The following is a 14,880-nucleotide window of genomic DNA, read 5'->3' on the forward strand; positions in this document are numbered from 1 at the left end:
GATATAAAATAAATTCCAACGGCAAGAGGGTACGTAGATTAAGCCACTTCAAATAATTGACTGTTTAGTAAGTAAACTTACCTTGAATAATTGGATATCACTAACTAGCCTTTTACATAAATATAACAAAATTTAACAAATTCGCCGTTTTTGAATCTTTCATGGAAACCTCCAACGCTTTTGAACCGTATTAGTTCTTGGGTTTATATGAGGTCAGTAGCCTGCTCACAGGCTAGTTCCATGTGAGTTGTAGATTGAGATTCAGCCTTTTCATGTGTAGCCGGAATAACAATGAATGTTGTCCAGTTCGCAACGACATTTAGGTCGCAAGTATCCAATTAGGAAGGACAAGGAGAGATCTTTTGAAAAGATTACTGGTTAGGCTAGCGTGGCTTTTGAAGAGTTTTGTTGTGCTTTTAGTATCGCCTTTAGTGCACGCAAGCAGTGATTACAACATGACTCAAGGCGTCACTGAGATCAGTGGTAAGGTGTATGAACTTCATATGCTGATCTTCTACATCTGTTGTGCGATTGCCTTTGTTGTTTTTGGTGTGATGTTTTATTCGATTTTGAGGCACAGGAAATCGAAGGGCGCAGTTGCTGCCCATTTTCATGAAAGCACGAAAGTCGAAATTCTTTGGACCATCATCCCTATCATCATCCTCATCGCTATGGCGATACCTGCCACCAAAACCTTGATCGCGATGGAAGATACCTCCCAATCAGATCTGACCGTTAAAATCACTGGTTCACAATGGAAATGGCATTACAGCTATTTTGGTGAAGACGTCGAATTTTTCAGCCTTCTAGCGACCAGTGACAAAGAGATTGAAGGCCTCGAAGTGAAAGGCGCGCATTACTTGCTAGAAGTTGATAAGCCACTTGTACTGCCTGTTGATCGTAAAGTCCGTTTCTTGATGACTTCCGACGATGTGATTCACTCATGGTGGGTGCCAGCATTCGCCGTTAAGAAAGATACCATTCCGGGCTTTATTAATGAGGCTTGGACTAAGATAGATGAGCCTGGTGTTTACCGAGGGCAGTGTGCAGAGTTGTGTGGTCGTGCCCATGGTTTCATGCCGATCGTGGTGCATGCCATGGAAGAAGATGAGTTTGACGCATGGCTAGCGGAGCAGAAAGAGTTAGCGATAGCCGAACAACAAGCCGCAAAAGATGCATTAGGTGCGTCACTTTCCTTGGCGGAGTTGAATACCATCGGTGAAGAGGTTTACAAAACTCGATGTGCGGTTTGTCACCAAGCAAACGGTGAGGGCATTCCTGGAGCATTCCCTGCCATCAAAGGAAGTCCTATTGCCCTTGGTGATGTGGATGTTCATATCGACACAATTGTTTATGGTCGTGGCGGTACGGCGATGCAAGCATTCGATAATCAGTTAACCGAGAAAGAGATCGCAGCGGTAGTAACTTATCAACGAAACGCTTGGGGTAATGACACCGGCGATATTGTTCAAGCTTCAGATGTGAACGCTTATAAGGCCAAGCAGGAAGGCAGTTCTGAAAGCTCAACGGATGATGCACAAAATGATGCTAAGGATCAGTTATGAGTTCACCAATCAATAAGCCGGTGAAATCGGCTCCAGCAGAAGACCAAGTACTGAGCCATTCTGCGGAAGGCACTTTGGGCAATAATGATTTGCCTGTTGATGATCACGACTCACATGCGGCACCTAAAGGTTGGGCTCGTTGGCTTTATTCAACCAATCATAAAGACATTGGTACACTTTATTTGTGGTTCAGCTTTGCAATGTTCTTAACGGGCGGCGCAATGGCGATGGTGATCCGTGCGGAGCTGTTCCAACCGGGTTTGCAACTCGTTGAGCCAGATTTCTTCAATCAGATGACTACAGTCCATGGTTTAATCATGGTATTCGGTGCCGTAATGCCTGCATTTACGGGTTTGGCTAACTGGATGATTCCGATGATGATCGGTGCACCAGATATGGCGCTGCCGAGAATGAACAACCTCAGTTTCTGGATCTTGCCTTTTGCGTTTCTAATCTTAATCGGATCTTTGTTTACAGAGGGTGGCGGCCCGAGCTTTGGTTGGACCTTCTACGCGCCACTCTCGACAACTTATGGCCCAGACAGTACCGCGCTATTCGTATTCTCAGTTCATATTATGGGGATCAGTTCGATCATGGGGGCGATTAACGTCATCGTAACCATAGTGAACATGCGCGCTCCGGGTATGACTTGGTTCAAGCTACCGATGTTCGTATGGACTTGGTTAATTACCGCTTTCTTGCTGATAGCCGTGATGCCCGTGCTCGCGGGTGCGGTGACCATGGTACTGACTGACAAATATTTTGGGACTAGTTTCTTTGATGCCGCTGGTGGTGGGGACCCGGTGATGTTCCAGCACATATTCTGGTTCTTTGGGCACCCCGAAGTGTACATCATGATCTTGCCATCTTTTGGTATTGTCTCAGCCATCATCCCTGCATTCAGTGGTAAGCGCCTGTTTGGTTATCACTCGATGGTTTATGCGACCTGTAGTATCGCACTGTTGTCATTCTTGGTTTGGGCACACCACATGTTCACCACGGGTATGCCAGTATTTGCCGAACTGTTCTTCATGTATTGCACCATGTTGATAGCGGTGCCGACCGGTGTGAAAGTCTTCAACTGGGTGGCGACCATGTGGCGCGGTGCTTTGACCTTTGAAACACCAATGCTGTTTGCGATTGCCTTCATTGTTTTGTTTACGATTGGCGGGTTATCTGGATTGATGCTCGCTATCGTGCCAGCTGATTTCCAATACCACGATACTTATTTTGTTGTGGCTCACTTCCATTATGTTCTGGTAACCGGTGCCGTGTTCTCGATTATGGCTGCTGCCTATTATTGGCTGCCTAAGTGGACCGGACATATGTACGACCACAAGCTCAGCCTGTGGCATTTCTGGACGTCGGTGATTTCAGTTAATGTACTGTTTTTCCCGATGCACTTTTTAGGGTTAGCGGGTATGCCGCGTCGTATTCCTGATTATGCGATTCAGTTTGCTGACGTTAACCAAGTCGTGTCGATTGGTGGTTTTGCGTTTGGGTTGTCTCAGCTAATTTTCTTATGGCTAGCGATTAAGTGCGTAAGAGGGGGAGAGCCTGCGCCAAGTAAGCCTTGGGATAGAGCTGAAGGTCTTGAATGGACAGTACCAAGCCCAGCGCCTCACCACACCTTTACCCATCCGCCGAAAGTGGATTAGAGGGCAGAACCATGAGTGATAAGCAAAGCGATCCCAATCAAGATAAAAAACAACCTAAGCGCCTGTCTAATAAGCGATCGACCAAAAAGCTGACGGGCTACTTGGTGTTGAGCGTGGTTGCGATGTTTTGCTTCGGTTTCGCTTTGGTGCCGCTCTACGATGTCATGTGTGAGGCCTTAGGCATCAATGGCAAAACTAATACTGTTTCAGCGGTGCAACCTCAGGGAATGCAGCCAGACTACTCTCGTACGGTTCGAGTCGAATTCATGTCCCACATCAAGCCAGATATGCCATGGCAGTTTTCGCCTGAAGTTCGAGTGTTAGAGGTTCATCCTGGTGAGGTGGTTCAAACTAACTACATTGCCAAAAACCTTTCTGGAGCCTCATTGGTTGGCCAAGCCGTACCGTCGGTTTCTCCAGGTATGGGGGCAACCTACTTCAATAAGATGGAATGCTTTTGCTTTAATCAGCAGCCATTGGACGGGCACAAGAGCGCAGAAATGGGTTTGATATTTTACATTGAGCCAGATATTCCAGAATCGATACATACGCTGACGCTCTCTTACACATTATTCAATATCACGAATGAGGTGGGTGCTGCGGCCAATAAATCTGAGCCTAACGTACTCGCAAGTAACTAGGAATTTACAGAACCAGTATCAACATAAGGAGTTGAGCGATGAGTTCTAAAAAGGAAGTGTATTTCGTTCCACATCAAAGCCACTGGCCATTGGTGGGTGCTGTAGCACTGTTTTTGGTCGCGGTTGGCGCTGGCTTGACGGTGCAAAACATGGGTACCGACGCCGCAGGTGGTGTGTTTGGCAAAGCGGTGTTGTTAGTCGGGTTTGCTGTGCTGCTTTACATGCTCGCAGGTTGGTTTAGCAATGTGATCACAGAATCATTGAGTGGTCTCTATTCTGAGCAGATTTCTCGTTCTTTTAGACAAGGAATGAGTTGGTTCATCTTTTCCGAAATCATGTTCTTTGGCGCTTTCTTTGGCGCGCTTTTCTATGCTCGAATGATTTCTGTGCCTTGGATTGGTGGTGCGGGCAATAATGAAATGACCCATGAAGTATTGTGGCCGATGTTCCAATCAATTTGGCCACTAACGACGACCCCTGATGGCGTAACGACACAAGCCATGCCTTGGCAAGGTATCCCGCTTAAGAACACCATTATTCTGCTGCTTTCCTCTGTGACGCTGCACATGGCACATATCAGTCTTGAACAAAATAAGCGTATGGCTTTGATCGTGTGGTTGGAGATAACCATTGTTCTGGCTGGCTTCTTCCTGTTCTTCCAAGTTGAAGAGTATCTTCACGCTTATCAAGAGATGGGGCTGACACTTCAGTCTGGCATCTACGGTAATACCTTCTTTTTGCTTACTGGGTTTCATGGCTTACATGTCTGTTTAGGGACGATCTTTTTGATTGTGTTGCTGGCAAGGGTTGCGAAAGACCACTTCACTCCGAAAGACCACTTTGCGTTCCAAGCGGGCAGTTGGTATTGGCACTTTGTTGATGTGGTTTGGTTGGGCCTGTTTGTGTTTGTTTATGTACTTTAACGATTGAGCCTATAGGGGATTAATAGGGGCGAGGGTTGGGAGTTATCACTCCTGATCCCAGAGCAAGTAATAAAAGTAGCACGACAACGGCTGACCACATGACACGACGCCCCAAGAAGTAACTGAGTCTTTTTCCATTGTGTTTGCCCGAGGCGATTTGGATTAGGCCTTTCATCAAATTGAAAGCGATAAAAAACAGCAAAGCGACCAAGACGACTTTAAATAACAGAACAAAGGTAGATGACGCCATAGTGATAACTCCAAACCGATTGATTGATGATGAACACAAGTTCCGCAGTAAAGGTTTTTGGATAGCGGTTGTTTTAACTGTGGTTTCAGTCGGCGCTTTAATCAAGTTAGGTTTGTGGCAACTCGATCGTGGTAACGAGAAATTACGTTATGAACAGCAATTAGCTGAGAGAGCACATCTCTCGTCACAACCTTTAGGTGTCGTTATTTCTGAGTTGCGAGAGCTGGATTTATCTGGTCAAGAGTCATTAAATCCTCAAACCCTAAACGGGTTAAAGGCTGATGTTGAATTAGTCAATACGAGCGGCTTGATGCTCTTGTTAGACAACCAGATAAGCCAAGGAACGGTAGGGTATGTGATTTACATGTTGGGTGAGGTTCGCTTTGAAGATGGAAACCAGTCCTTAGTGGCTGAAAAACAGTTGTTGATCGATCTTGGGTTTGTTCCGGCAAGTAATGACAGAAGAGAACTACCGCAATTAGGAAGTATCACTGTACCAACCAAAATGTCAGGGCGCTTGTATACACGCTCAATTAATCCTTTAAGTCATGAGTTGGGTTTAGAAAATACGACACCGAATAGAATCCAAAACCTAAACATAGCAGCGTTATCACAGTATACAGGAAAAGAAGTGCTGCCCTTTGTCTTCCAACCTCAGAGTTTAGATTCATGGCCCTATGAAATGTTATGGCGTCCAACGGCGATGAGGTCTGAGAAGCATTTTGGTTACTCATTTCAATGGTTTGTTATGGCTGCGGTACTTTTGTTTTTGATGTTGTTGATTGGCTATCGGTACCTAAAAGCAACACCTATCACGAGGAATAAGGATGGATAAATCTCAAGCACAAGTGAACAGGGAAATTACCGAGGCAAACATGGCTGAGCTCAGAAGCCGTCGTACTAAAGGACGCTTGGTATTAATCGGACTCGTTTTAATTTTCGCTTTGCCAGCCATTATCGCCAAAACTGTGTTGGATCAGAATTGGTATACGTCAGGTGTCACTAACTCAGGCGAATTGGTAGAACCAAGAATTACACTAGCGGATTTTGGCGTAACGGTACCCATGGCAGGAGAGGGTTGGGTTGTGGGGTATATCGCACCGATGGAGTGCGAAAGCTTGTGTGAACAACAGCTTCATTATTTGAATCAAAGCTACTTAGCGTTAGGGAAAAACAAAGAGCGAGTGACCGCCGTTGTTTTCGTCTCAGAAGGTAACTCGTTGTCGGGTTCGCTCAACAAGCCTGATTTATCTTTGTTAGCTGGTGGTGATCAGTTAAGCACCGAGTTTTCGCCGGCTTCCATTGTCATTATTGACCCGCTAGGACAGTTGGTTATGGAGTACAAAAGCGTGTCGGAACCGTCGCAGTTAGTCGGGCAATCCAAAGGTATGATTCATGATTTAAGAAAGCTACTTAAGCTGTCACGAGTTGGGTAGTTGATGGCGCAAATGCTTGAGCTTAAGCAGCGAAAGGGAATAAGTATAGGGAGATAAATGATGCAGAATAAAGCCCCTGATTTACTGATGCTTGTGATGAGATTAACTATCTTGTTAACCCTTACCGTGATTGTTCTCGGAGCTTATACACGCCTGTCTGATGCTGGCCTTGGCTGTCCTGACTGGCCGGGTTGTTACGGTAAGATCACCGTTCCGTCTGATGCCCAAGCGGTGAGTCAAGCCAATCTGCAATTTCCAGAGCGAGCTCTTGAAGCAGACAAAGCGTGGATAGAGATGATCCATCGCTACTTTGCAGGAACATTAGGGTTGCTTATCTTTGTCGTTGTAGCTTGGTGTATTAAAAAGAACATTACACCAGTTGGTCTTCCATTACTTATCTCTGCCACTGTGATTTTTCAGGCTTTGCTTGGAATGTGGACGGTGACTCTTAAGTTGATGCCCGTTGTGGTTATGGCGCATTTGATGGGGGGGGTCACGTTGCTGTCACTGTTGTGTCTGCTCTACTGCCGTTTGTCTCAATTCCAAAGCCGTTTTGGCGAGGCTTCTTATTCTCCAACACTTAAATTTTGGGCGTTGTTTGGGTTACTCATTGTGGTTGGGCAGATACTGCTTGGTGGTTGGACATCGTCAAACTATGCCGCTTTGGTGTGTACCCAATTGCCTATTTGTGAAGGTAACTGGATGAGCTACCTCGATTTCAAAAATGCGTTCGATTTTGCTCAACACGGACACGATAACTATGAGTTTGGTGTGTTGGAGTATCCCGCGAGGCTTACCATACATGTCATGCACAGGTTCGGGGCTATTGTGGCGACATTAACGGTGCTGATGGTCGTGTACCAGTTATGGAAGTTTGGCCAAGTGCCTCACCAAAAGCTGAGCATGATTGTCGCAATAGTGTTGTTTACTCAAATCAGCCTTGGGATCAGTAATGTATGGTTTCACCTGCCAATCTCAGTTGCGGTTTTGCATAACCTAGTCGCAGCAATGTTGCTCATCAGCATGGTTGTAACCAATTTTGTGGTGTGGCAACGCAAACCGAGTGAGAGCTTGGTGAAGAACAGTGTATTACAAGGAGGTAATCATGGTCAGTAGAACGTCAACACAGTATGAAGTGGTGGCTCAAGACGCAGCCTTAACTCATAAGATAACAGCCAATAATGACATAACTTTAAGTAACGAAAAGGCTGAAAAAAACAAAGCCACTTGGAAAGTTTATTTAACGCTGACTAAGCCTAAAGTGGTGGCTTTGATGTTGCTGACAGCATTGGTTGGGATGTGTTTGGCCGTGCCGAATGGATTGCCTTTGCAACAAACTTTGTTCGGAATGATTGGGATAGGGTTAATGGCAGGTTCAGCGGCTGCGTTTAACCATTTGATCGATAAAAAGATCGACGGCCAGATGACTCGAACAAATCGACGCCCTTTACCATCCGGTGAGCTGAGTAGTGTGCGTGTGTTTAGCTTTGCAGCAGGTATCGGCTTATTTGGGTTCGCTACGTTAGTGGTGTGGGTCAATCAACTCACGGCTTGGCTAACCTTTGCAAGTTTATTGGGCTATGCGGTCATCTATACCATGTACTTGAAGCGAGCAACGCCGCAAAACATTGTGATAGCAGGGATCGCTGGTGCAATGCCTCCGCTACTGGGCTGGACGGCGGTTACCAATGAACTGCATTCAAATGCTTGGTTGTTGGTGATGATCATCTTTATTTGGACACCTCCTCATTTCTGGGCGTTGGCAATTCATCGTCGTGATGAGTATGCCAAAGTGAACATCCCCATGTTACCTGTGACTCACGGAATCGAATACACCAAGACGTCTATTTTTCTGTATACCTTTTTGCTTAGCATCGTGTGTATATTGCCTGTATTGGTTGGCATGAGCAGCTGGATATATCTGAGCGCTTCATTGGTGCTCAACGGCGGGTTTGTTTATCACGCTTGGGTACTGAAATATCGTGATGAACCCAATATGGCCATGAAGACCTTTAAGTTCTCCATCTATCATCTCATGATCTTGTTTGTGGCTCTGTTGGCAGACCACTATCTACTTTGATAACCGCATTTCTGCTGTTGCTGAATAAGAAAACGGATGCTCTGGGCATCCGCTTTTGTTTGGTTGATGACTAAAACTCACCCAATACAAAGTAAGTATCTAGCGAGTACTTAGTCCACTTTGTTCCAAGCACTTTGCCAGTGTGAACCGACACCTGGTTCGTACTGAGTTGCTGTTGGAGCCCATTGAACACAGTAGCCAGAGTATGGGAACTCTTTACACTGATAAACGCCACCATCGCTGCTTAGAACCTTTGTTCCTGCTGTGTAAGACTCAATGCTTTCTGGGAACACAAAGTCGTAATCGCCCGCTGGTGGCGGCGTTTGCTCGTCCATTAGATGAAAATCAAGCGTGTTCTGATCCACTAAGTTACCTTGGTCATCTTTCGTCACAACCACAAGCATGTGGTGGCCAGCTTCAGACTTAGAAAGAGTCAGTTGAACATCTTCAACTTGTCCGTCTGTTAGATCCGATTTCTGAGATGCAAGTGCTTCACGGTGATGGTTGTACACGGTAAGCTCAGCTTGGATATCGCCTGTTGCCGCTAACGTAAGATCAAGCTGAGTAGGTTGGCTCTCATCGATAATGTACTCTGATTCTAAGCCCGAGACTTCAAGATCATGCTCGGGTTCTGGAGTATCAATCTTGTAGCCGATTTCGACACTGTTAAAGCCAGAGCCTGCTTTTAGATAAACAGGATTCGTGCCGTAAACGGGTGCGAAATCGCCTTGGTCATTCAATTGACCTGCTTTGATTTGCGTCTGCTCTTGGTTGATCTTAGAAGCAAGCGCGTAAGACCAGTTATTGGCTTTGCCTTGTTCAGAAGTTTCAATCACAAGCTCAGTGCTGTATGAAGCGTTCTCACCAGACTGGTCGAATACACGCGTATAAACAGCGTCACCAACATTCAGGTCTTGTGTCGGGTTGATTTGACCACCTTGATCCCAATCAGGAATGATAGGGCCGTCACCATCAAATTTCACGTCGATAACGTTGTAGAAAGCCGCTGCAGTGTCACCTACATCCCATACGGCAAGGATCACTTGATAACCTTCACGCTCTGGCACATTACACAAGTGACTGACTTGCATCGGTGGCTGTTCCATATTGCCTTCAACAACACAGAATGGCGTTAAGTCAAAAGAGCTGCGAGCCAACGGCTGGTTTGGATTCCAGTCGGGTTGAGTAATGTAATATTTCCAATCGCGAGTCTTGTGGTTAGCTGTGAATGTCCACTCGAAGTATTGAGAACCAGACTTGATAGGGCGTTTAACCCAGCGGTCTGCCTTTTGTTCGTCTAGTGCTGCTGCTAAAGAAGATTGCGCACTGGCGATTTTTCCATCAGCAGGGCCAACTTCTGGGAAGCCTTCAGGGCCTTCTACACTTTGTGGTTCGTATTGGATACCACCACAGTTGGTGTTTTTCTCTTGCGTATCACTCGCAGGGAACTTACATAGGGCAACACGGCTCTCAGCTACGCCATTGTTGTATGCCGAGACATAACCGTGACCGAAGCTTGCACCGCTTACGCTAAGAAGCGATAGCGCGATGAGTGATTTTTTTTGGAGTTGTTTCATTATTTGTCCTTACTGTATTTGGCCGACAAAAAAGAGAACACCCCGGCATGCATTTACACTTAAATTCTATTAAGTGGCGGCCCCGCTATCATAGACAGAATATTTGTCGACAGACCGGTGGCTTTGCGTCTTATTCTTTCAAATAGTTTGCCAGAAGTGCGTTTGAGCAATCGAAATGTAGCCAACCAGTTTTATAAATGCGAATCAATCGATTGAAATGTGGAATGCCAATCTCGAACTTTTAATTCTTGATACAAATTAACTTGCTATATGTTTAGTTCGTTAACGTATAAATTATTGATATAAATAAAGAAAGCATTTGCTCTAATCGTTTTAGTGAATGAATTTGGGTTGTTTCGCTTCGCTCTGTACAACAATTGTGCGCATATCAAAACCAAACCTTTGGTTTCCACTAACCGAACCCTGACACGCCATGTATGAAAAAACGGACAATTGATTGGTATGAATTATATAAAGGAGCCGGTATGGAATTCACAGAACTAGACAGAGACGCGTTGTATCAAACGTGGATGTCACAAAAATCGAGAATGCGAATTACGCAGATGGAGTTTTCAAAAAAGCTAGGCATGAACCAGCTTGATTTCTCAAGAGTGCTAAGAGGGGAGACGCCATTAACGATGTCTTTCATTAGTCACTTTTGTCGTTTACTTCATTTGGAACCAAGGAATGTATTCCCCTCGCTGAAAGAGGGCAATGAGTCTGGGCCTAAAGTGGTCTACCTGAAAAGTAGAATGAGTGTTGATGGTGAGATCCAAAATGCTTATATCGAAGGAAATCAGGTAATTGTAGAGTACGCACACACTGTTCAACATGATTAATTTTAGAGTTAGCTCTGATTTTTAACCCCCTTTTTCTACAACCTTTTCACATAGGGTATGTCATACTTAATTAGATTCCTTAATTTTGACTAAGTGCGTTATGAACCCTTTAAAAGTCCTTTTGCTTGTTGCAACCAGCATTTTCTTGCTTGGTTGTGCAGGCGGCCCAATTAGAACCGCTACTAAATTTACCAGCTACGAAGATTTTCAGGCTGGGCCTGACGGAGGCGTCGACTTGGTTTGGGCAAGGGTTGGGCTACGTGACGCGCAGCGTTTGAAATCCAAGTTAGATGACTACGATTCTGTAGTGATCGACCAAATTTTTGTTTTAGCAGAAGAAGGTTCGTTGGATCAGGAAGAGATTCAGGAACTCACTGAGCACATGGTTGCGCGCTTGGAAGATAAAATATCGCCTCATAAAACGATTGTCGATGAACCGACAGGAAAAACGCTCCGCTTGAGTATCGCTCTGAGTAACGTTGAAACGCCCAATCCGATCTTAGCTGTAACGAGCAGCGTTCTGCCGTTTGGCCTTGCGATGTCAACCATATCTAAGGTCACGACTGGTGAGCACACCAATGTTGGGAGTGCGAGTGTAGAGTTATTGGTCAGTGATGCTCAAGAGGGCACACTACTGTTTGCAGCCATCGACCGTGAAGCGGGTAACAAAGATTTTTCAACCATGATTGATTCGCTGGATGATGCCAAAGACGCGATCAACTATTGGGTTGAACGTTTAGGTGATACTCTACACAACATAGATGACGCATAGTAAAGACCGAATAATGCTAGAGAAAGAGAACCTGATTAAGTTGGCTCGAATGCAGATGCCATTTGGAAAGTACGCGGGTCGTACACTGATTGACTTACCTGAAGAATATTTGCTGTGGTTTGATAAAAAGGGATTTCCGTCTGGTGAACTCGGCGATTTATTGAAACTGTGCCTTGCTCTGAAAATTGAAGGGCTTGATAGTGTCGTCAAGCCATTGAAAAGAATGTAATTAAATAAAAGCTCACGCTGATCACGTGAGCTTTTTTGTTTTTGAGTTCGACACAATTTTACATGCATGATGTAGCTTGAAGAATGGCTCTTCTTACCTTGCTATAAAATACGCAATCGATATCGTGTAAATAATGGTATACAGGGTGTTTTAAATATAAAACACAAAAAAAATTGCGTTTATTTTTAATTAGTGATTGAAACTAGAGTTTTTACTAGTTAAGTTACAGGGAACAAGAAGATTAGTGCTGATAGAAAGTGACGTGAGACAACGTACATTCAGCTCAAGGATAGAAAAAAGGAAGAAGTAAGCAATGTTCCAGACTGATGATGTAAGAATTAACAAAGTAAAAGAGTTATTACCCCCTGTTGCTGTTTTAGAAAAGTTTCCAGCGACAGAAGTTGCTTCTTCTACAACCTTTGAAAGCCGCAAAGCGATCCACAATATTTTAGAAGAGAGCGATGATCGCTTGCTTGTTATTGTCGGCCCATGTTCTATTCATGACACAGAAGCTGCTCTTGAGTACGGTAAACGTTTGAAAGTGTTGCGCGACGAACTTGGTGATAACCTTGAAATCGTAATGCGTGTTTACTTTGAAAAACCACGTACAACTGTTGGTTGGAAAGGTCTAATAAATGACCCGTACATGAACGATACGTTCAAGCTAAATGATGGCCTTCGTCTAGGACGTAAGCTACTGCTGGACCTAACTGACATGGGCATGCCAACGGCAAGCGAATTCCTAGACATGATCACGCCTCAATACGTTGCTGACCTAATCAGCTGGGGTGCAATCGGCGCACGTACTACAGAATCTCAAGTTCACCGCGAACTGGCTTCTGGCCTATCTTGCCCAGTTGGATTTAAGAATGGTACTGATGGCAACATCAAGATTGCAACAGATGCTATTCGCTCTGCTAGCGCTTCTCACCACTTCTTATCAGTAACTAAGTACGGTCACTCAGCTATCGTTGAAACAGCAGGTAACCCTGATTGTCATATCATCCTACGTGGTGGCAAAGAGCCAAATTACAGCGCAGAACACGTTGGTAAGATTAAAGAAGAGCTAGCAGCTTCTGGTCTTCCACAAAAAGTGATGATCGATTTCAGCCACGCAAACAGCTCTAAGCAGTTTAAGCGTCAAATGAACGTATCTGATGACGTAAGCGCACAAATTTCTGGTGGCGACAAAGCTATCTTTGGTGTGATGATTGAATCTCATCTTGTTGAAGGTCGCCAAGACCTGGTTGAGGGCAAAGCTGCAACGTACGGCCAATCTGTTACTGATGCGTGTATTGGTTGGGAAGACACTGAAACAGTACTTCGCCAGCTGGCAGACGCTGTTGAAGCTCGTCGTAACAAATAGACTAATTACAGTCAGCGATTAAGCTACTGAAAATTCAAAGCCCTTAGTTAGCAACAGCTAATAAGGGCTTTTTTGTGGATCTTAGTTGAAAACTGGAAGTGTCTGTATTCTTAAATGAGAAAAGACAGTAACTCGTCGACTTTAAGTGACAGTAAAGCTTTATCTTGTTTGGTTTCAACGTTAAGGCGTATTAATGGCTCGGTATTGGACTTTCTTAAGTTGAAGCGCCATGTGCCCATATTCATGCAGAGCCCGTCTGTGTGATCGATCTCAACGGCGTTATCTTGATAGTGCGACAACACATAAGCCATGACTTGTTCTGGGTCTGAAACCCTACGATTGATCTCTCCTGAAGAGGGAAATCTATCCATACTCGAATTGGTCAATTGGTGAAGAGATTGTTGAGTTTTCGACATCAGTTCGATAACAAGCAGCCAAGGAATCATTCCTGAATCGCAATACCCAAAATCACGGAAATAATGGTGCGCACTCATTTCACCACCGTACACAGCGTTTAATTCTCGCATCTTCTCTTTGATGAGCGCATGCCCAGCTTTGACTGCAACAGCCTTCCCACCAAGCTTATTGGCGACTTCAATCGTGTTCCATGTCATACGCATATCGTGCAACACTGTGGCGTTAGGCTCTTTTAACAAAAATGCTTCAGCGAGCAACCCGACAATATAGTAACCCTCAATATAATTGCCTTTTTCATCAAAGAAAAAGCAGCGGTCAAAATCACCATCCCACGCAATCCCTAGATCGGCCGAATGTTCTAGCACAGCATCTCGAGTCGCTATTTGGTTTTCTATAATCAATGGATTGGGAATACCATTAGGGAAGTTTTCGTCAGGAGTATGGTGAACCTTGATGAAGGTGATAGGGGCACTGAGTTCGTTAAATTTCTTCTCTAAAGCATCAATGACATGTCCTGCAACCCCGTTTCCTGAGTTAACTACAATCTTCATTGGCGAAAGCTTAGAAGGTGATATATAGGAGAGTAGATGGCCTACATAAGGGGCGAGAACACTGGTTGATCTACTAGAGTTACTTGGTTGTGCATGAACGAACGGTAAATTGCAGTTCAGCTCTTGATTAAGTTCTTCAATGCGTCGTTTGATTTCATCTAAACCACTGTTTTTACTGATGGGGCTAGCGTCTACACCGATCAATTTCATTCCGTTGTAATTGATTGGGTTATGGCTAGCTGTGATTTGTATTCCGCCAATCGCTTTTAGGTGACGAGTCGCAAAGTAGACTTCTTCAGTGCCAGTCATCCCAAGATCAATGACGCTTATCCCGGATTCGATTAAGCCTGCAGTAATGGCTTCTTGCAGTGACAAAGACGTTTCACGGTTATCTCGACCAATAACGACTGGAGGCCATGCACTTAGGGTCTTGGCATTTCCTAACAGGAGATATTCACCAAACGCCTTTCCAAGCAGATAGGTAAACGGCTCATTGATTTGGCTACCAATGATGCCGCGAATGTCGTTGTTCTTAAAGCAGCGAAGATCTAATGTTGGTTTCATTTGATTGTCGCC

At 44.8% G+C, this 14,880-nt stretch carries 15 protein-coding genes and 1 riboswitch; of the genes, 12 read left to right on the forward strand and 3 right to left on the reverse strand.

The genetic code is table 11. From position 1 onward, the window contains the following. Positions 1-362: 362 nt before the first annotated feature. Genes coxB through LMH68_RS18700 form a run of 4 tightly spaced genes read left to right on the forward strand, consistent with a single transcriptional unit; the run spans position 363 to position 4,787 of the window. Complete coding sequence (gene coxB, locus LMH68_RS18685) at positions 363-1,565, forward strand: cytochrome c oxidase subunit II (RefSeq protein ID WP_229648184.1); 1,203 nt, start codon at positions 363-365, stop codon at positions 1,563-1,565. Continuing rightward, the gene (gene ctaD / locus LMH68_RS18690) at positions 1,562-3,223 is read left to right on the forward strand and encodes a cytochrome c oxidase subunit I (protein WP_017061756.1); all 1,662 of its coding nucleotides are present in this window, start codon (positions 1,562-1,564) and stop codon (positions 3,221-3,223) included. Before coxB ends, ctaD begins: the two co-directional genes overlap by 4 nt. Before the next feature lie 11 nt (positions 3,224-3,234). Beyond that, complete coding sequence (locus tag LMH68_RS18695; RefSeq protein ID WP_017064839.1) at positions 3,235-3,864, forward strand: cytochrome c oxidase assembly protein; 630 nt, start codon at positions 3,235-3,237, stop codon at positions 3,862-3,864. 38 nt (positions 3,865-3,902) lie between these two features. Then, entirely contained in the window at positions 3,903-4,787 is an 885-nt protein-coding gene (locus LMH68_RS18700) for a cytochrome c oxidase subunit 3 (protein WP_009845661.1), read from the forward strand. A 19-nt stretch (positions 4,788-4,806) separates the two neighbouring features. On the opposite strand, the gene LMH68_RS18705 is transcribed toward LMH68_RS18700, so the two are convergent. Further along, positions 4,807-5,037: a DUF2909 family protein gene (locus LMH68_RS18705; protein ID WP_017066085.1), complete on the reverse strand. Its 231-nt coding sequence runs from the start codon at positions 5,035-5,037 to the stop codon at positions 4,807-4,809. Between LMH68_RS18705 and LMH68_RS18710 the strand changes: the two genes are divergently transcribed. The 4 genes from LMH68_RS18710 to cyoE are packed head-to-tail and all read left to right on the forward strand — an operon-like array spanning position 4,925 to position 8,553. Beyond that, positions 4,925-5,872, forward strand: a complete 948-nt coding sequence (locus tag LMH68_RS18710; protein ID WP_032545810.1) for an SURF1 family protein — start codon at positions 4,925-4,927, stop codon at positions 5,870-5,872. The genes LMH68_RS18705 and LMH68_RS18710 overlap by 113 nt on opposite strands. Continuing rightward, complete coding sequence (locus tag LMH68_RS18715) at positions 5,865-6,473, forward strand: hypothetical protein (protein ID WP_017061753.1); 609 nt, start codon at positions 5,865-5,867, stop codon at positions 6,471-6,473. Before LMH68_RS18710 ends, LMH68_RS18715 begins: the two co-directional genes overlap by 8 nt. Positions 6,474-6,533: 60 nt before the next feature. Next, positions 6,534-7,589, forward strand: a complete 1,056-nt coding sequence (locus LMH68_RS18720) for a COX15/CtaA family protein (RefSeq protein ID WP_229648195.1) — start codon at positions 6,534-6,536, stop codon at positions 7,587-7,589. After that, positions 7,579-8,553: a heme o synthase gene (gene cyoE / locus LMH68_RS18725; RefSeq protein ID WP_229648183.1), complete on the forward strand. Its 975-nt coding sequence runs from the start codon at positions 7,579-7,581 to the stop codon at positions 8,551-8,553. The genes LMH68_RS18720 and cyoE overlap by 11 nt, the downstream gene beginning before the upstream one ends. Positions 8,554-8,663: 110 nt before the next feature. On the opposite strand, the gene gbpA is transcribed toward cyoE, so the two are convergent. Continuing rightward, the gene (gene gbpA / locus LMH68_RS18730) at positions 8,664-10,130 is read right to left on the reverse strand and encodes an N-acetylglucosamine-binding protein GbpA (RefSeq protein WP_229648182.1); all 1,467 of its coding nucleotides are present in this window, start codon (positions 10,128-10,130) and stop codon (positions 8,664-8,666) included. A gap of 72 nt (positions 10,131-10,202) precedes the next feature. Then, positions 10,203-10,292: riboswitch (cyclic di-GMP riboswitch) on the reverse strand. Between the two features lie 323 nt (positions 10,293-10,615). Between gbpA and LMH68_RS18735 the strand changes: the two genes are divergently transcribed. The 4 genes from LMH68_RS18735 (at position 10,616) to aroG (ending at position 13,336) form a co-directional block, all read left to right on the forward strand. Next, entirely contained in the window at positions 10,616-10,969 is a 354-nt protein-coding gene (locus tag LMH68_RS18735) for a hypothetical protein (protein WP_017061749.1), read from the forward strand. 100 nt (positions 10,970-11,069) lie between these two features. After that, positions 11,070-11,741: a DUF3313 domain-containing protein gene (locus tag LMH68_RS18740; RefSeq protein ID WP_229648181.1), complete on the forward strand. Its 672-nt coding sequence runs from the start codon at positions 11,070-11,072 to the stop codon at positions 11,739-11,741. A gap of 13 nt (positions 11,742-11,754) precedes the next feature. Next, positions 11,755-11,970 (forward strand): DUF3820 family protein, encoded by a 216-nt coding sequence (locus tag LMH68_RS18745; protein WP_004730103.1) that lies wholly within the window; start codon positions 11,755-11,757, stop codon positions 11,968-11,970. 313 nt (positions 11,971-12,283) lie between these two features. After that, complete coding sequence (gene aroG / locus LMH68_RS18750; RefSeq protein ID WP_017061746.1) at positions 12,284-13,336, forward strand: 3-deoxy-7-phosphoheptulonate synthase AroG; 1,053 nt, start codon at positions 12,284-12,286, stop codon at positions 13,334-13,336. 110 nt (positions 13,337-13,446) lie between these two features. Here aroG and LMH68_RS18755 read toward each other — a convergent pair whose 3' ends face one another. Beyond that, a complete protein-coding gene (locus LMH68_RS18755) occupies positions 13,447-14,868 on the reverse strand; it encodes a phosphomannomutase CpsG (protein ID WP_229648180.1) in 1,422 nt (473 codons plus the stop codon). Positions 14,869-14,880 lie beyond the last annotated feature (12 nt).

The organism is Vibrio sp. F13 (genome assembly GCF_020806305.2).
Lineage (GTDB): Bacteria > Pseudomonadota > Gammaproteobacteria > Enterobacterales > Vibrionaceae > Vibrio > Vibrio crassostreae_C.